The sequence below is a fragment of the Bradyrhizobium sp. LA2.1 genome, from assembly GCF_040547725.1.
GTDB classification, from domain to species: Bacteria; Pseudomonadota; Alphaproteobacteria; order Rhizobiales; family Xanthobacteraceae; genus Bradyrhizobium; species Bradyrhizobium barranii.
The window spans coordinates 162,594-179,777 of record NZ_JBEPQI010000012.1; the positions used below are offsets into that span (position 1 = coordinate 162,594).

The 17,184-nt window shown below is 61.8% G+C and carries 14 protein-coding genes and 1 pseudogene; 4 read left to right on the forward strand and 11 right to left on the reverse strand.

Going from position 1 to position 17,184, the window contains the following annotated elements:
- Positions 1–120: 120 nt before the first annotated feature.
- The 4 genes from ABIB95_RS24125 to ABIB95_RS24140 are packed head-to-tail and all read right to left on the reverse strand — an operon-like array spanning position 121 to position 2,648.
- Positions 121–633 carry a DoxX family protein gene (locus tag ABIB95_RS24125; RefSeq protein ID WP_354116267.1) on the reverse strand — a complete coding sequence of 171 codons (513 nt, stop codon included), beginning with the start codon at positions 631–633 and terminating at the stop codon, positions 121–123.
- A complete protein-coding gene (locus ABIB95_RS24130) occupies positions 630–1,412 on the reverse strand; it encodes an HvfC/BufC N-terminal domain-containing protein (protein WP_354242645.1) in 783 nt (260 codons plus the stop codon). The genes ABIB95_RS24125 and ABIB95_RS24130 overlap by 4 nt, the downstream gene beginning before the upstream one ends.
- The gene (gene bufB / locus ABIB95_RS24135; RefSeq protein WP_247314937.1) at positions 1,402–2,304 is read right to left on the reverse strand and encodes an MNIO family bufferin maturase; all 903 of its coding nucleotides are present in this window, start codon (positions 2,302–2,304) and stop codon (positions 1,402–1,404) included. Before bufB ends, ABIB95_RS24130 begins: the two co-directional genes overlap by 11 nt.
- A 38-nt stretch (positions 2,305–2,342) precedes the next feature.
- Positions 2,343–2,648 carry a BufA1 family periplasmic bufferin-type metallophore gene (locus tag ABIB95_RS24140; RefSeq protein WP_027544620.1) on the reverse strand — a complete coding sequence of 102 codons (306 nt, stop codon included), beginning with the start codon at positions 2,646–2,648 and terminating at the stop codon, positions 2,343–2,345.
- Between the two features lie 296 nt (positions 2,649–2,944).
- Between ABIB95_RS24140 and ABIB95_RS24145 the strand changes: the two genes are divergently transcribed.
- Complete coding sequence (locus ABIB95_RS24145; RefSeq protein WP_247314939.1) at positions 2,945–5,038, forward strand: adenylate/guanylate cyclase domain-containing protein; 2,094 nt, start codon at positions 2,945–2,947, stop codon at positions 5,036–5,038.
- Between the two features lie 1,421 nt (positions 5,039–6,459).
- Positions 6,460–7,833 carry a Na+/H+ antiporter NhaA gene (nhaA, locus tag ABIB95_RS24150; RefSeq protein WP_502917860.1) on the forward strand — a complete coding sequence of 458 codons (1,374 nt, stop codon included), beginning with the start codon at positions 6,460–6,462 and terminating at the stop codon, positions 7,831–7,833.
- 561 nt (positions 7,834–8,394) lie between these two features.
- On the opposite strand, the gene ABIB95_RS24155 is transcribed toward nhaA, so the two are convergent.
- The 4 genes from ABIB95_RS24155 to ABIB95_RS24170 all read right to left on the reverse strand — a co-directional run bounded on the left by ABIB95_RS24155 (position 8,395) and on the right by ABIB95_RS24170 (position 13,252).
- A complete protein-coding gene (locus ABIB95_RS24155; RefSeq protein ID WP_247314674.1) occupies positions 8,395–9,093 on the reverse strand; it encodes an ABC transporter ATP-binding protein in 699 nt (232 codons plus the stop codon).
- Positions 9,090–10,931, reverse strand: a complete 1,842-nt coding sequence (locus ABIB95_RS24160; RefSeq protein WP_354242654.1) for a branched-chain amino acid ABC transporter ATP-binding protein/permease — start codon at positions 10,929–10,931, stop codon at positions 9,090–9,092. Before ABIB95_RS24160 ends, ABIB95_RS24155 begins: the two co-directional genes overlap by 4 nt.
- An 11-nt stretch (positions 10,932–10,942) precedes the next feature.
- Positions 10,943–11,818: a branched-chain amino acid ABC transporter permease gene (locus ABIB95_RS24165; RefSeq protein WP_071908498.1), complete on the reverse strand. Its 876-nt coding sequence runs from the start codon at positions 11,816–11,818 to the stop codon at positions 10,943–10,945.
- Between the two features lie 99 nt (positions 11,819–11,917).
- Positions 11,918–13,252, reverse strand: a complete 1,335-nt coding sequence (locus ABIB95_RS24170) for a substrate-binding protein (RefSeq protein ID WP_247457807.1) — start codon at positions 13,250–13,252, stop codon at positions 11,918–11,920.
- A gap of 338 nt (positions 13,253–13,590) precedes the next feature.
- Here ABIB95_RS24170 and ABIB95_RS24175 point away from each other — a divergent pair, with 338 nt between their 5' ends.
- Together ABIB95_RS24175 and ABIB95_RS24180 are read left to right on the forward strand one after the other, a co-directional pair.
- On the forward strand, positions 13,591–14,118 hold the full coding sequence (locus ABIB95_RS24175; RefSeq protein WP_247310244.1) for a hypothetical protein: 528 nt from the start codon (positions 13,591–13,593) through the stop codon (positions 14,116–14,118).
- Positions 14,119–14,229: 111 nt separating this feature from the next.
- A complete protein-coding gene (locus ABIB95_RS24180) occupies positions 14,230–14,715 on the forward strand; it encodes a MarR family winged helix-turn-helix transcriptional regulator (protein ID WP_247310241.1) in 486 nt (161 codons plus the stop codon).
- 963 nt (positions 14,716–15,678) lie between these two features.
- Here ABIB95_RS24180 and ABIB95_RS24185 read toward each other — a convergent pair.
- From ABIB95_RS24185 to ABIB95_RS24195, 3 genes and pseudogenes are all read right to left on the reverse strand, one after another.
- Positions 15,679–16,124 (reverse strand): annotated as a pseudogene (locus ABIB95_RS24185) (YciE/YciF ferroxidase family protein); the annotation flags it as partial.
- Between the two features lie 204 nt (positions 16,125–16,328).
- Positions 16,329–16,652: a hypothetical protein gene (locus ABIB95_RS24190; RefSeq protein WP_247310239.1), complete on the reverse strand. Its 324-nt coding sequence runs from the start codon at positions 16,650–16,652 to the stop codon at positions 16,329–16,331.
- Positions 16,653–16,856: 204 nt separating this feature from the next.
- Positions 16,857–17,177: a hypothetical protein gene (locus tag ABIB95_RS24195; RefSeq protein ID WP_247310237.1), complete on the reverse strand. Its 321-nt coding sequence runs from the start codon at positions 17,175–17,177 to the stop codon at positions 16,857–16,859.
- Between the last annotated feature and the right edge of the window lie 7 nt (positions 17,178–17,184).

Consider the following 17,184-nt stretch of genomic DNA (forward strand, 5'->3'; position numbering starts at 1 on the left):
GGTAATATAACCACGGACATCCAACTGTCCCTGATGGGCGCGCCTCGAGGATGAGGTTGAACGGCGGCACGGCGGAAACGCGTGGAGCCGCCCTGATGGGCCCCATTGCGCAGTCTCGCGCTACCTGTTGCGATGCATCACAAATCTACAAAGCAGATGATCGAGTGAGATGCGACCAGGCCCGTAGGCCATGATGCCGAGCGCCATCGCGGCCCAGGTGATGTGGACCGGCCAGCCGTCGGGCACGGTGAGCTCGACGATGACGGTCATGATGAGAAGGCCGAGCGCAGCAAAACGTGTGCCGAGGCCGAGCACGAGCAGGATCGGAAACATGATCTCGCCGCAGCCGGACAGGAAGGCCATTGTCGCGGGGATCGGGTAATGATAGGGGCCGCCGGGCAGATGCAGCATGAACTCGTCGGTGAACAGCGTCACCGCAACGTCGCTTAGCTTGAGGAAGCCGGTCCATTTGAGGATCCCGGAACGCCAGAACGGGACGGCCAATGCCAGGCGCAGCACGAGCTGCACCATGGACGGAGTCGCGATTGTCTGGACAAGACCTTTGGCTCTATCGACGAGCACACCGAAAGAGGGCAGGGCATTTGCGGGCACGATGCGTTGTTCCGAGATCATCTTGCATCTCCAGACGTCAGCGATGTGATTGCGCCAGCCTCGAACAGGCCGGCGATGTTGGTGGCGAGATCGAAGTCGAGTGCGTCCTCCAGCGCCGCAGCGGCGGCTTCTGCCAGCATGCATCCTGACATCAGGGAGGTCAGGAAGACTGCGCCGCCCGGCGGCAGTATTTGCACCACGACGTCGGCGTCCGGCCGAGTAATCAAGGCATCCTCAGGCGTTGATGCGTCGATCATGCAATTCGGCGCCGTATTGCGGTTGGTGGCAAAGATCGTGACCGCTGCGAAGGGCGAGCACACCACGCGCGTCGCGGGATGCAGAGTGAAGACGAGGCTGGCAAGACGATCCGACGCGACAGCAGCGAGTGCGGATGGCGACAACGGCGCGCTGTCGGCGGCGTGATAGGCGTCGAGCCATGCCCGCTCGATCCGGGCGACGTCGGCGAGCCAGGGCAACGATTGAGCGAATTCACAGGCTTGAATGAAGGCGGGAAAATCGCGACCGTAGTCGAACAGCAGCGGGGATGTCGGCGGGGATTCGCGGATATAGAAACGCGCCATGGCGCGGAAAAAACCTGCACCCGTCAGACGCAGCACTGCCGGGTAGATCGAAGCGAGTGCGTCGATCAGGCTGACCATGACGTTGTTGCGATAGACGTTGTAGCACTTGACGGCCGATTTTCCGCACGGGCCGGTCACGATGCTGGGCACGTGGCTGACAGGATCGAGCAAGGCCGGCGCGAACGCTGCCGCGTAGGAGGCCTGCGGTTCAGGCTGCATGGCGAATCCTCCGGACATGACGATCCAGGATCGCCTGTGCGGATGCGGCCTCGGCCTTCAGGACCGGCCAATCCGGAATGTTGCTGTCCCATTCGATCAGCGTCGGAATGGGGCCGCAGCGCGCGATCACGATCTCGAACAGCTTCCACACGGCGTCCGCGACGGGACCGTCATGGCTGTCGATCAGCAACAGCTCGCCTTCGCCGCTCTGCTCGGTGTGGCCAGCGAGGTGAATTTCGCCGACGCGCGGCAACGGGAAATCGGCGAGATATTGCAATGCCGAGAAACAGTGGTTTGCGGCGGAGACGAAGACGTTGTTGACGTCGAGCAATAGGCCGCAGCAGGTACGCTCGGCGACAGTGCGGATGAAGTCGGTTTCGCACATCGTGGAGTTGCGAAACGCCACGTATGTCGAGGGGTTTTCCAGCAGGATCGGTCGCCGGATTGCTTCCTGCACCTCGTCGATGTGCTCGCAGACGCGAGCTAGCGTCGCCTTGTTGTAGGGCAACGGCAGGAGGTCGTTGAAGAAGCTCGTCTCGTGTGTCGACCATGCCAAATGCTCGGAGACGAGCGCCGGCTGATAGCGCGCGACGAGGCCGCGAAAGCGTGCCAGGTGCGTGCGGTCGAGTGGGGCGGGTCCACCAATCGACATGCAGACGCCGTGCAGCGAGAGCGGATGATCCCGGCGCAGCCGTTCCAGCATCCGGTGGGGTGGTCCGCCCGCGCCCATGTAGTTCTCGGCGTGGACCTCGAAGAAGCCGCGCTGCGGACCTTCCTCAAGAATCGCGGTGAGGTGCTCGGGCTTGAAACTCGTCCCGGCAACACTGCCGATGGGAAGCGAAAAGCGGAGGGGAATGGCCGCAGACGTCCGGGGCCTGATCGCTGCGTCCATGTCGTCCTCCGCATGTTTGCCTTGATGCTGCGTTTGTCTCAGACCGGCTTGAGCGAGCCCTTCTTGCCACCGGGGAGCTCGATGCTGGCGCAGGTGCCGCCCTGGACGAACTTCCACGCATTGCCCTGGAAATCGACGGTCGAGGTACCCTGGCAGGTCGTGCCCGGTCCGGCGGCGCAATCGTTTTGGCCCTTCAGCGCAACGCCAAAGCACTTTTCCTTCTTGGCTGCGATGGCGGCATCGGCCTCGGCCTTGGTCAGCGGAGCGGCGGTGGCGAGGGTCGCGAGCGCGGTCGAGACGGCGCCGGCGAGCATGAGCGAGCTGATGGTGGTTTTGGCAGACATGAGTTCTCTCCTCTGGAGTAGGGCAATGGGCCCACTGTCTCGTTCGTCCCCGCCGCAGCCGCCGTTACCGGAAAAGCCGCTCACGAGTTGGTGAGATCGTTGGGTGAAGCGCGCGACGTCGTGCGCTTGGGTGACGGATTAGCGGCAGGTGGGAAGATAATTCCAATGCCTAGTCTCTATGGAGACCTTAGCCAGCGGGCATTGGCCGGGACTGCGGGCATTTGCGAGATGTAACGAACGGCTGCGGGCCTGCGAAGGAGGTTACAGTCGGCCTCGCCAACCCGTCGGATCAAGCCATGAACGCCAGCCCCGGACATGCGACATCAGGCCAGGCGCTGCGGCGGCTGACGGTCAGCATCCGTCTCGCGGTGTCGGCGCTGGTCCTGACAGCGATCCTTTTGACCGCGGCCTTGTCCAGCCTTGTCTGGTGGCGCACGGCGGAGGCAACCAGCCGACAACTCGCCTTGACCATCAATGAGCAGATCGTCGCTGCTGTCCGCAAGGAAGTCGCCGCGATCGTCGACGAGGCGCGCGCGGCGCATACCGCGATCCGTACCTTGTTCCTGCAGAACGTCCTCGATACCCGCGAGGCCGACAAACGCGAATTCGTGTTCCTGTCTCAACTGCAATCGCAGGCCACGATCTCCTGGGTCGCGTTCGGGTGGCCCGACGGCGCTTTCTTTGCCGCCCACAAGCTCGGCGACGGCCGTCTCGAGATGATGGAAATCTCGCTCACCGATCATGCCGGCCAGCGCCGCGTCGACGAATACGACGTCGTGCCCGGCGATATCGAATTCGCCAACCGCCGTTTCGAGCCGACTGACTTCCGTGTCGCTGATCGTACCTGGTTCAAGACCGGCATCAAGGCGGAACAGCCCGAGTGGTTCAGGGTCACAGACCATCCGATCGGGGAGCGCTCGTCGATCGCCTTTGCAGGTCCGATCGACGTCTATCAAGAGCGGCAGGGCGTGCTTGCCATCATCATCGAATACACTCGCCTTGCACGCTTCCTTGCGCAGCTCGAGGTCGGGCGCACAGGAACGGCATTCATCTTCGACGGCAGCGGCGAGCTCGTCGCCGCGCCCGACAAGGACGCTGACGAATTGCACCCCGCGCGCGGCGACCAGAAACTGCTGCCGCTGGCACAGAAGGCGCTGGCCCAGGCCGGCACTGGCAAGGACAGCTGGCGCAGCAGGCTTACGTCCGACGGTGCCGCCTATGAGTTCGCACTCACGCCGCTGCCGTTTCCCGGCTGGCGGCTCGCGACCATCATTCCAGAGGCCGAGTTTCTCGGTCCTGTCGAGACGACGTTGCGTCGCTTAATTCTCGGCCTCGCTGTCGGCGCAGTGCTTGCGGCGCTCGCCTCCGCCTTGCTCGCGCGTACGGTGATCGCGGCACCGCTCACCCGCGTCGTCGGAGAGATCCGCCACGTCGAGACCTTTGCGCTGGAGCTGGTGCGCCGTCATCCCTCGCGGCTGAAGGAGATCGCAAGCTTGTCGGGCGCCATCGCAGAGATGGCAGCCGGCCTTTCGGCGTTCCGAAAGTTCATTCCCGCCGATCTCGTCCGCGCGCTGTTGCGCCAGGGTGTCGAGGCAAAACCCGGTGGCGCGATCCAGGAATTGAGCGTGATGTTCGTGGATGTGGCCGGCTTTACCGGCCTCTCAGAACGCATGGGCGACCGCGTCGTGCCCCTGCTGTCGCGCTATCTCGACCTTGCCTCGGAAGTCGTGGTCGCCAATGGCGGGACGATCGACAAGTTTATCGGCGATGCCGTGATGGCGTTCTGGGGCGCACCACAGCCGCAAGCCGATCATGCGGAGCGCTGCTGCCGCGCCGCGCTCGACATCCGCCGCGCCATCGCGGACTCCGGCCTCAGCGACGATCTCGGCCATCCCCTGCAGATTCGCATCGGCATCAATTCCGGCCGCATGCTGGTCGGCAATATCGGCTCCGAGCTGCGGCTGAACTATACGGTGATCGGCGATGCCGTGAATGTGGCGAGCCGCCTGGAAGGGGCCAACAAGAGCTACGGCACACAAATATTGATCGGTGAGGCGACTGAGCGTCTCGCGCGCGGCGCGGTAGTCACGCGCGAGATCGACACTATCGCGGTCTACGGTCGCGAAGGGGGAATCGCAGTCCATGAATTGATAGGTTTGGCGAGCGAGGTGGGCTCAGCGCGCCAATCCGAGACTTGGATCGCACGCTATGAGCAGGGTCTGGCCAAATACCGCGAACGCAATTTCGTCGGCGCGATTGCCGATTTCGAAGCCGTCCTATTGGAGCGACCGCAGGATTCGTCTGCAGTCGAGCTGTTGGGTCGTTGCAGAAAGTTGCTAAGTGATGATCCAGAGGATTGGCATCCGGTTTCTGCATTGAAATCGAAATAGCACACAATAGCCACTCCTTCGTTGCGCCTGCTGGGCAATCAGGCCGACTTTATCTCGGGATCGAGGTCGACGACGCCATCGCAATAGCAGAACAGGTTGACGTCTGACTTCGGGGCAGAGCGGACGCGCTCTGTTCTGCCCTCGCAGACGGCTTCGGGCCACAAGCTGACTTCGGAGGATCTTAGAGTGTCGTAAGGTCGGCCGACGTCACTCGCGGAATGTCGCTTCTATTGCGAGAGCGTGTGTTAGATTGCTTCAAGGTGGTTCTTGATAGGGAAAGACGATGCTCAGTTGGTTTCGCAGAGAGCCTCGGCAACTCACTGACCTTTCACCAGATGTCAGAAGCCTTGGCAGATTATCCCACCTACAAGCCACCTCACTGTCAGGGCCCGAATTGCCCTCGCGGCGTTTCCGATCTAGAGGAGCGAGAGTTCATCACCCGCGGCAAGGAAAAATGTTGGCTACTTTATGGACCATCGCGCGGAACAGCTGGACGCGCTCAAGTACTTTCTGGCGCGCTTCAGTGTAAGTGCGCATTTGCGGGACGATGGTCTCGCTGCTGTATCCGCTTGGCTCCCGGGTCATTACGGCGTACTCATGCCGACATTGCCCAGAGATAAAGTGATGCAAATCTTCTTTCGCCATCTGACGCCATGGGAGGGCACTTTGCGTGGACTGAACGCAATCTTCGACCTCGCCGTATTTTTGGGCGAGTGTGTCATCGCACGAAATCCACGCGCCCACTGGATCGAATTGGCAGCCGTCTCTGACGAGGGCGAAGCCATGGAGAGCGCATCTCAGCTTGGGGGGCATATCCCAGCGCGATGGGTTGGATCCCATGGGAGAAATTATCTACATTTGCGAAGATGACGCGAACGATCTTCGCGACATGACCCCGGGCGAGCGCGTGCGGGCGGATCGACTGCTTGGCAGGGTGCGGGACTATGCGATGCGATAGGGTCGACTGTCACCGCTTGGTCCGCTTCGGGTCTCAAAGACGACATGCCGCTTCGCCAATCCGCACGCAAAGGAAGCAGTCGGGCTGCCCTTAGTTGGCTGGCACGTTTACGGGAGGATGCGGCTTGTCGGCTGGATGACCGGTTGATGTGCGCTCGAGAATGCGAGCGCCAGGGCCAAGAAGGCCACCGTGATGATGATCATTCCCCGCATTGGTCGATCCTAGAGCAAAGTCAGCCTGGACCAATATGACCGAAGTCTAATGCACCTTTAGACGAAAACGTCAGCTCCCCGCTCCGAAGATTTGCCCCCCGGCGATGGAGACTGGATGCTCCCGGAATTAGACCGAACTAACGAGACCGCCCTGAAACAGACAGGCGCCTTCTTCCAAGGTTGAATTGTCATTGCCACGATGTATAACGACGTTCGGGTGCTCGCTGCATTGAGCAGCGACAGGTCAAGCGATGGTCGGGCCGCCACGCGGAAAGCGTGCGCCCGTGAACGATAGCTCTTTATTCGACGATCTGCCGAAAGCTCAGCGGCTCGCGGAACAGGCCCTCAGCACCCTACACAGGTTCCTGCATGTCGAGGCTGTCAGCGGTGCCGTGCTCCTCGCGGCCGCTGCCGCTGCACTTATCTGGGCCAATTCTCCGTTCGCTCATAGCTATCACGCCTTTTGGAACCTTCCGCTCACAATCGGTGTCGGCGAATACGTGTTTTCCCGGTCGTTGCATTTCTGGGTCAACGACGCACTGATGACCGTCTTCTTCCTCGTCGTGGGCATGGAGATTCGGCGCGAGGTCCACGAAGGCGCACTGAGCAAACTCGACCAAGCCATTCTGCCGCTGGTCGCCGCGACTGGTGGCGTCATCGTCCCGGCGCTCATCTATCTGAGCCTCAACAGCGATCCGGCTAGAGGGCAGGGCTGGGCCGTGCCAACCGCGACAGACATCGCCTTTGCAGTCGGAGTGCTCGCGCTGCTTGGGCGAACCATCCCGGTCAATGTGCGTGTGTTCCTGCTTGCTCTGGCGATGATCGACGACATCATTGCGGTGCTGATCATTGCCCTGTTCTACACCGCCAGTCTTCAGCCTGGCGGTTTCATCATCGCGTCAATTGGCGTTCTCGCGGCTTTAGGATTTCAGCGCATCGGCATCGGTTCTGCACCGTTCTACGTATTGCCCGGCTCTTTGGTTTGGATCGGGTTCACGGTAGCCGGGATCCATCCAACCCTTGCGGGTGTCGTGCTTGGGTTGATCACTCCGGCACGCGCCATACCGATGCGGGAGCCGCCGCTGGAAGTTGTGTCGCGAGTGCTGAAACAGCTACGAAGCAGCGATGCGGTGAAAGCGAGGGATCCGCATCTGTTGGAGCAACCGCTGCGAGACCTTCGTGTAGCTCACCGCGAGTTATTGCCGCCGGTGTCACGGGTGCAGATGGCAATGCATCCGTGGGTGGCTTATGGCGTCATGCCGATCTTCGCGCTAGCGAATGCCGGCGTCAGCTTAACCGGCACTGATCTCTCCGCAGGGGGCCACCTGGTGATGATGGGCACTACGCTTGCCTTGGTCGCTGGGAAACCGCTTGGCGTCGTCGGTGCGGCTTGGGTCGCGGTACGAATGGGCTGGTGTCGCCTTGCTCCTGGAGTTTCGTGGGGTGGCGTCTGTCTGGTCGGCCTGCTGGCTGGCATCGGTTTTACCATGTCGATCTTCATCTCGATGCTCGCCTTCTCCGATGAAGGAGTATCGAGGGCGGCTAAACTGGGCGTCCTCTTCGGTTCGCTTGTCGCCGCCACACTCGGCCTTGGCTGGGGCGCCACCTACGTTCGACGTCAGTGAAAGCGGGCTCAAATGTCTTTCAAAGCTCCCCGCGTATCGTTTGTATCGTTTGCCGTCGAGATTCTGCCCTCTGGGGTTACCCAAGTGATGATCATAGAAACTGGCTTGCACCTAAATCCGAAGCATTCCTCATACAATAATTCCGCCGTGGAAGCTCTCATTTCGGCCGCGCAGCAATATGTTAGCGCCAACATAGAAGGTCCTGCCGCTATTCGGCTTGTTTCGACTCAAAGCGGGGAGATCTGACTGCCTGCTACCGCTGTTCGTCAGGCATTGGCTCTATAGGCTTCGCTATCTCGTCAAAGGTTTGATCCGCCAGTAGATCATCAATGAAACATGATGAACTCATATTCTTGCTTTCAGTAGTCGTAGGCCTCCTTGCGCTCGGCTACTCGCTCTACCTTCTCTATTTTATTTTCGGGTGAGAGTGGATCTTTGGCTCCTTTTGGTATGTTTAGGGATGTCGGCTGTTGACCACCATCGCGTGCCGACCGGCCCGGGCCCGGAACACGTAAGCAGACCTGCATGTGGCCGGTGGCGGGACGCGACGAGGCAGAGGAGCTAGACGCCGAGATAGCGCTGCAGCAGCTCCGGCTGGGCCTTGAGCTCTTGCGCCGGCCCTTCGTGGACAATGTGGCCGTTGTTGATGATGTAGATCCGCGTCGCCAGCGCTAGCGTCGCCGCCAGATTCTGCTCGACCAGCACGATGGTCTGGCCGGCGGCCGCGAGCTCGCGGCAGGCCTTGACGAGATCGTGGACAATGACGGGCGCCAGCCCCTCGAACGGCTCGTCCAGCAGCACGATCTTGGGATCGCGCACCAGCGCCCGTGCAATCGCGAGCATCTGTTGCTCGCCGCCGGAGAGCTCGGTGCCGCGATTGCCGCGCCGTTCCTTCAGTCGCGGGAACATCTCGTAGATGCGGCCGAGCGGCCAGCGTTGCGGCGCGGTGATCCCCGCGAGAACGATGTTCTCCTCCACCGACAGGCTGCCGAAGATGCGCCGCTCCTCGTGCACGAGCTGCATGCCCGCCTGCGCGATTTTGTGGCTCCTGCGGCCGGCGATGTCGATGCCGTCGAACTTCACGCTACCGCTGCGCGGCGTCACCACGCCCATCAGGCTCTTCAGCGTGGTGCTCTTGCCGGCGCCGTTGCGGCCGAGCAGCGCTACCACCTCGTGACGTTCGACATGCATCGCGACGTCGAACAGGATGTGCGAGTCCCCGTAATAGCTGTTCAGGCCGTCGACCTCGATCAGGCTCATGCGGCGATCTCTCCGTGCACGCCGCCGAGATAGGCTTCCTGCACCGCGGCGTTGGTCTTGATTTCCTCCGGTGTGCCGTCCAGCAGCACCTTGCCCTCCTGGAGCACCGTCACGCGCTCGACCAGCTCGAACAGCGAATCCATGTCGTGGTCGATGATGATCATGGTGCGCCCGCGCGCGATCGATTTGAGCAGCTTGACGGTCTCGACCCGCTCGCGCGGGCTCATGCCCGCGAGCGGCTCGTCGAGCAGCAGCAGGCGCGGCGAGGTGGCGAGTGCAAGCCCGATCTCCAGCCGGCGCTTTTCGCCATAGGCGAGCTCGGATACCGGCGTGTCGGCGCGGCGGGTCAAATCGACCAGGGCAAGCGTGTGCGCCACCTGCTCCGTCAGGCCCTTGACGCCCGAGAGCTTGCGGAACAGGTCGAGCCGGAACTTGCCGCGCAGCTCGGCGAGTGCTGCGATCGTCAGGTTCTGCCGCACCGTCAGGCCCGTGAAAAGCTGGTTGACCTGGTAGCTCTTGGTAAGCCCGAGCTGGCAAACTTCGGTGACCTTCAATCCCGTGATATCGCGGCCCTCGAACACGATCCGGCCGGAGGTCGGCGCGATCTCGCAGGTCAGCATCTTGAAGAAGGTCGATTTGCCGGCGCCGTTGGGGCCGATGATGCCGCGCAGCTCGCCCTGATTGACGCTGAAATCGATGTCGCTGTTGGCGACGAGACCGCCATAGCGCTTGGTCAGGCCGGTGGCTTTCAGGATCGGCCCGGAATAGGCGGGATGCGCGACCTCCCTGGCCTGCATCGGCGCAGGAGGAGCTTGCTGCGGCGTCTCGATCTCGGCCTCCTCCTCCGTCTCCGCAGCCTTCCGCGCTCGCTTGCCGGACACGAGGCCGTAGAGATCGACAAGGCCGCCCACAATGCCGCCGCGCAGGAAGCAGACCAGCACCACGAACACGCCCAGCACGAGCTTCCAGGCCGCTCCGAGGCCCAGCGCGGACTGGAGGAAATCCTGAAGGAAGAGCCAAACTGTTGCGCCGACCAGCGGTCCGAACAGCGTGCCGCGACCGCCAATGGCGGTCTGCATCACGAGCTGGCCTGAAGTGTCGAAAGTGAAAGCGTCGGGCGGCATGAAGGCCTGCAATACGCCGAGCAGGCCGCCGGCGAAGCCCGCATAGGCCGCAGCGATCACGAAGGCGGTCAGCTTGTAGCCGTGGATGTTGTGGCCGACGGCGGTGGCGCGCAGCGGATTGTCCCGGATCGCGCTCAGAATCGCGCCGACAGGCGAGCGGACGATCCTGAGCGCGATGATGACGCCGATGAAGTAGCACAGCGCGATGAACTGATAGAGCGACCAGCCATTGGTGAAGTGGATGGTGGTGAAGCCGAGATTGAAGCTCGGCGTCGGTACGCCCGGCAGGCCGTTCTCGCCGCCGGTGAAATCCGAGAGCGGATTGAACTCGACGAAGAAGAACACCTCCGCGATCGCCACCGTGATCATGGCGAAATAGATGCCGGTGCGCCGCAGCGCGATCAGGCCGATCAGATAGCCGGTCGCGGCTGCTGCGATCATGCCGATGATCAGCGCGCCCAGCACGTTGCCGAAGCCCGCGCGGGTCAGGAGGTAGGCCGCGACAAAGCCGCCGGTGCCGTAGAAGGCGGACTGGCCGAACGACAGCAGGCCGGTGAATCCGAACAGGATGTCGAAGCCGAGACCGAACAGGCCCCAGACCAGGATCCGGTTCACGGTGTTCGGGGCGAAGCCGAGATGAGGCAGCACGAACGGGGCTGCGATCAAACCGATCGCGGTCAGGGTCTCGATCAGGAACGGGCGTTGCTTGAGCATCAGGAGATCGCTTACTCGCGGCCCTGGACGCCGAGCAGGCCATGCGGTCGCACCACGAGCACGAGCGTCATCGCCGCAAACAGCATCACATAGGCGTAGCCGGGGTTGAACATGGAGGTGACGCTGATGATCTCGCCGGCGATCAGGCCGCCGAGGATCGCGCCCGGAAACGAGCCGACGCCGCCGATCACCACCACCACGAAGGTCTGGACCAGGATGTCGTCGCCGATGCCAGGTGTCAGCGACACCACCGGCGCGTTGACGATGCCGGCAAATCCGGCGGCCATTGCGCCGATGCCGAACACGACCATGAAGACGCGGTAGACGTTGATGCCGAGCGAATCGACCATCACCGAATCCTCGATGCCGGCGCGCACGATCATGCCGAGCCGGGTCCGGTAGAGGACGATGAACAGTGCGCCGAGGGCGACCGCGACGATGCCGACGACGGCGAGGCGGTAGGTCGGATAGAACATGAAGCCGAGATTGGTGATGCCCTGGAACAGGGCCGGCGGCGGCACCAGCTGCGACTGGCTCGAGAAGATCAGGCGCACGAGCTCGACGAAACAGATGCCGAGCCCGAAGGTCACGAGCAGCTGATCCTCGTGCGGCCGATGATAGAAATGGCGGATGATGACGCGTTCCATCACGACGCCGAGCAGCATCACGAACAACGAGCCCGCGATGACGGCGATGATGAAGGACTCCGTGTACTGGTAGGCGACGAAGCCGGCATAGCCGCCGATCATGAACATCGCGCCATGCGCGAGGTTGAGCACGCCGAGCGTCCCGTAGATGATGGTCAGGCCGGAGCTGATCAGCGCAAGCAGGGCGCCGAGCGCGAGCCCGTTGAAAAGCTGCGAAACGAGATTGGGCCAACTAATCATGCGGGGATCGCTATCGTGACGCGCGGCGGTGCGTCGTCAAAAAGGTGACGCCGCAGGTCCAGAGTGTGACCTACGGCGTCACAGGGGGTTAGCACGGGATCAGCTATAGTCGCCGAGATGGCAGCCGAACGCGTCCGGCTTCTGCATCAGGCCTTCACCCGGGACGATCTCGACGACGTCGTACCAGTCTTCCTTGTTCTTCATGTCTTTCTGCTGCTTGCCCTTGACGATGATCACCGGGCGAATGCACTGGTGATCCTCGGGGCGATAATGCACGTCACCGACCAGCGAGGGGATCGTCTCGCCCTTCTCATAGGCCTTGATCACGTCGGGCGGATTGAAACTGCCGGCCTGCTCGCACATGTGCGCCCAGTGCGCGAAGCTGACATAGGCGTTCTCGGCGCCCCATTCCGGCTTGTAGCCGTACTTCTTCTCGAAGGCCTCGTTGAACATCTTGGCCAGCGGGAACTTGTCTTCGATCGTCCACCAATAGTCGGTCGCGGCATAGACGCCCTGCATCAGGCCGCCGGTCTCGCGTGCGATGAAAGGCACCTGGTAGGGGACGACCAGCTTCATCTTGTCGAGCACGCCGAACTGTTTTGCCTGTTGGGTCGACAGCACCGCGTCGTGACCCCAATTGACGTTGATCAACACGTCGGCGCCGGAGTTCGCGACATTGAGCAGGTAGGAGGAATAGTCGGGCGCGCCGAGCGGGGCGACCTGGTTGGTCACGGTGGTCCAGCCCGCGGTCGCGAGGAAATCCTGCATCGACTTGGTGACGGTGTGGCCGTAGGTGTAATCGGGCGTCAGGTAGGCGGCCTTCTTGTTCTTGCCGAACTCCCGCACCATCACCGGGCCGATCGCGGCTGCCGCGGTCTGGCCGAAGAAGTTCTGACGGACGCCGTAGCGCACGCAGTCCTTGCCGGTGGTGTCGTTCGAGCCGGAGATGCCGCACACGAACAGCACGTGCTCGCGCTGGGCGAGCTTGTTCAGCGCGACCGCAACGGCGCTCGACGTGCCGCCGGTGATCATGATCGCCTTGTTCTCGCTGATGAAGCGCTGCTGCGCCTGCACCGCTTCGTTCGGCTTGGCGGCCGAGTCGGCGACGCCGAACTTCAGCTCCTTGCCGAGCACGCCCTTGCTGGTTTTCGGCGAGATCTTCTTGATTAGCTCGTGGCCTTCATTGATGTGCTCGATCGCGAGCTGATAGCCCTTGAGCTCGTCCTCGCCCTGCACGGCATAGGTTCCGGTGCGCGGCACCGAGATGCCGATGAAGGCGGTGGAACCCGATACGCCCGTGGGATAGGAGCCGATTGCCGGCTTGTCCTCGGCAAAGGCCGGCATCGCCGGCAGCATCGAGCCGCCGATGAGTCCCGCCGTGGTCTGGAGCAGGCCACGACGCGAAAGGCCGCGGCGGATGAGATCGTCAGTCATGGTCGTTTCCTCCGAACATCGTTCTTGTTTGCAGGCAAAACACGACTTGTCCGGCGACGGCAGACCTCACAGGCCTGCCCGCGCCGGGCATGTCACATCCGCGTGTAGCTCTTGGACGCAAGCATTGCTTGTGAATGCCTTCTGTCAAATTCGCCTTTGGTCGAACGACGAAAATTATGTCGTGAAAACATATCGGATATCGATATACATTAGTCTTTGTGACTATGAGTCTGGCGGCTTCAGCGACAGAAATAGAGCAAAAGACGACGATGGCGGGTTCCCGGAACCGACAATCTTGGCCGAAGGAAGCGGAGCGGCCTGGGGCTGCGTCGCTCGCGATGGGTAACGACCAGCGCACGATGCCGCAATTTGGCGAAGCCACCCGCATGTCCGAGCCAGCCAACCGGCCCGCCGGCGAGCGGGGGCCGCCTATAGGCTCGGCTCAGGCCAAGCGCGTGCCAGCGCCGATGAAGAGGCTGAGCGTAAGGGCCCAGAATGTATTGAAGGAGCTCGCGGTCGAGCTCATCGGCGAGCAGCCCCCGAAGGGGAGTTGGTTGCCATCGCGCGACCTGCTGCGCGCGCTGACGGCCGAGCGCCTCGCGACCGCGCGCAATTGCGGTCCGCACACGATGCGGGAGATTGTCGACTGGGCGCAGGGCTGTGGCGTGACCATCAAGCCGGTGATCGCGCCCGGCGGCTCGCTGTCGCAGATGTGGGCGGAGTTGATTGCCAACGCATCGGCAGGTAGCCTGAGCGGTGCGGAGATCGCTGGCGCATTGCAGCGCTCGATCCGACGCAAGAGCGTTCGCATCCCGATCGCATTTCAGGTCATCCTGGTGAAGATCCTGCTATCCAGCTTCGAATAGATACCGAATTCTGTGCATCCGAGGTCTTGCCCCGTTGGGTTGTCAGCGGCCGCTTGGTACTTTTGGCTAATCTGCCGCACGTCGCAGTGCAGGAAGGTCGGGGCGGCCCGGATGGTTCAGTCGAAAAAAATGCAGCGATCCAAGCGGGCGACGCCGGCTCGACGTGCCAGTGGTCGCGCTATGCGTGTGGCGGATTACGCGGCGCTGGCACAATTCCGCTTTCAGATCCGAAGCTTTCTGGCATTCAGCGAAGCGGCCGCAGCGAAGCAAGGACTGACACCGACGCAGCATCAGGGACTACTCGGTATCAAGGGCTTTGCCCGTCCGGGGCCCGCGACCGTCGGCGATATTGCGCGGTTCCTGCTCATACGACATCACTCAGCGGTGGAGCTCATCAACCGCCTAACAAAGCTCGGGCTTGTCGTTCGCCTTGCCGACCCCGAGGACGCCAGGCGCGTTCATCTGAAGCTGACGGAGACGGGAGAACAGAAGCTGCAAGCGCTCTCGCGCGAGAATCTCGAAGAACTCCGTCGGGCGGCGAGTCCAGCGCTGAGCCGTCTGCTAAAGTCATTCCAGCGTTCCAGCAAAGCCCAATAATCATCTCGGTCCGTCTAAGGTGCGAATGGAGTGCGGGCCCATTCTTCCGCCGGGTAGTCGGGGGCGAGTCTATTTTGAGATGATCCACCAGACTGCGATCATAAGAGCAATCGACAGCATGCCGAGCACGCTCATGAGATGGGGCCTTCCGAGTAAAATAGCTTGCGAGCTTGACGAAGGTCAGATCGCCGTCGCCTCAAGGGCGACGGCGATCACAACCGACAGGCGGGGTTGAAGGCGGGGCCTTCGATGCCGGTGGCCCAATACTGCGATTAACCGGCCTCAGAGGGCAATTGGCGCTTAGTCTGATCCACTCACGAAAACTCCCGGCCGGACCTGACCTGTCCAGGGAAGTGGCCAAATTGTGTAATTGGTGGGCGTCAACGAAGGTCCAGCATCGCACTTGTAAGCGCCAGTCCCCGGGAGGTTCGCGGCCCGATTAGGCATAAGATACTCGAGAGACCATAGCATCGGAGTACTACGTAGGTTCAGGCCAAAGCATTATAATCTTGCGGGTGCCTAATCAACATCGCTGCGCCGCGACGCCGACACTTTGACTGGGATCCGAAAGCGGCTAACTAACGAAACACAGCAACAAAGAAACGCGTGATTACTGAGTGACGAGCCGCTTCGGCCGAAACAGTACGTTCGATCGTTCAAGTCCGCGTAGAGCCACTGGCGAGAACGTGAGAAAAGTGCGAGCAGCCAGCGCTCGTTCTGGAGGCGCTCTGGAAAGTCGCCGGCACATCATTCGATGCCAGCTGTAAACGCCTGCTAACCAAGGCGACCTTCCTCTTTGCCGATCGAGAAATTTGCGGACCGGCTATAGGCCCAATATCAACATATGCGCGAGGGCCGTCGAGAGAATTCCCAGGCCAACAATAGCTATTATGAAGACGAGGTCTGGCGCTGCCACCCGGCTCCCCCTGATTTGCAAATCACCCGAATCCTACGCAATCCGATTTACGGGGCAAGCAACCATAGATTGGTCATGCTGCCGCGCAACCAGGCCCGTGCACCGCTCGAGCCGGCTGCCACTTGGATTTGGGCTTGGACTGCGGTACTTTTGGTGTTCGCCGCCTTCTCTTCGTTGAGGTTGGTCGTGAGGAAGCGAACGATCGTCGTGGCGAGCTCTTCGGCCCAGGCGATAATCGTCCTGTAGCGGCAAATTTCGTAGTGCTCGACGGCTCGCGCATTTGCGCCGACAGCCGGATCTAGCACTGTCTTGTCCTCGATTTCGCCCGCCGTCTCGTCGGCTTCCTTGATGATGCCGTCAATGGCCGGACACTGTGTCCCGCTGGGCTCCTTGCCAAGCTTCTCGAATACCTTCTGAAGCCGCTCGACCTGCTTGTTGGTCTCTTCGAGATGGCTCTTGAGCCCCGCAACGACTCGCGGTTAGTCGCCTTGTCGTTCCATTCGGACGCTCTCTGACAATGGGATCGTCCTCGACAAGCTCGCACCGGCAGTCCTCAAGACCTCGGGACATAATGAGACTTGGACCGCAGAAATCTTTAAGCCCTTCCGAATTCCTTTCACGAGGGCGGCCAGGCGTCTCTGATGCAAGCACCCCGCCGGCAAAAGGGCGTGCATCGGTAACCCATCGGTCCCTTAATCTAACAGCGCATGTCGGCTTGGAACGGCAGGCCTCCCGACCGATCGGCAATAAAGCGAGCGACGAACTCGGAAGCCGAGGTGGGGCGGAAGCCGCAACCGACCTCTCTCACCAGCTCGGCGTGAGCTTGCCGGTCGGCCTCTTCTTCCCATAGCTCCCAATACACGATCAGTGCATCGTCTTCGATACTATCGACTGTCGTGGCCAGCCGTCGGAACAGTCTTCCGGCGTCGGAACTTTCCAAATCGCGCGCCTGCATGCTACGCCAGATGGCGGCCTGCTCGAAGATCTCGCACAGCGCGGCTCTGAGGGTCTGTACGTCCATGACGTGCACGATGCGAGCTCTTTGAGTGGCGACCATTGATCTGGGTCAAGGGGCTTGATCACTCGCGCGATGGTATCTTCGGACGACCGTCCGCCGTTCACTTCTGACTTCGTCCCAGGAATGGGACAAGTAACTGTACGGCCAATGCTGCAGAGGCATGGCCGAGCAGAACCATCCCGAGAACTCCTTGCGGGAACATCGCAATCACCTCCGCTGCGCGGCGGCCCTGGGCCGCCGCAGCCGCATCGGCACGCCCCCGGGGGGCGGCGGATCGTCGTCGCCGTCGAGCCGCCTCAGCGCGGCGAGGATGTCCGCGAGCCGGATCGCGTGGCCCATGCCGGGAATTTCGCGTAGCTCGGGACAGGATTCGACCGCGAACATGTCGGACGCCCATGACGACAGGATGATCCGCTTCTCCGGTCCGGAGAGTTCGTCGTCGTTCAGGACGTCCTCCGGAGACGCATAGTGCGCCGCCGGATGGAAGAATGGATTGAGATTGCCGGTGTTCGTGTTGGCGTTGGTCATCGATTGC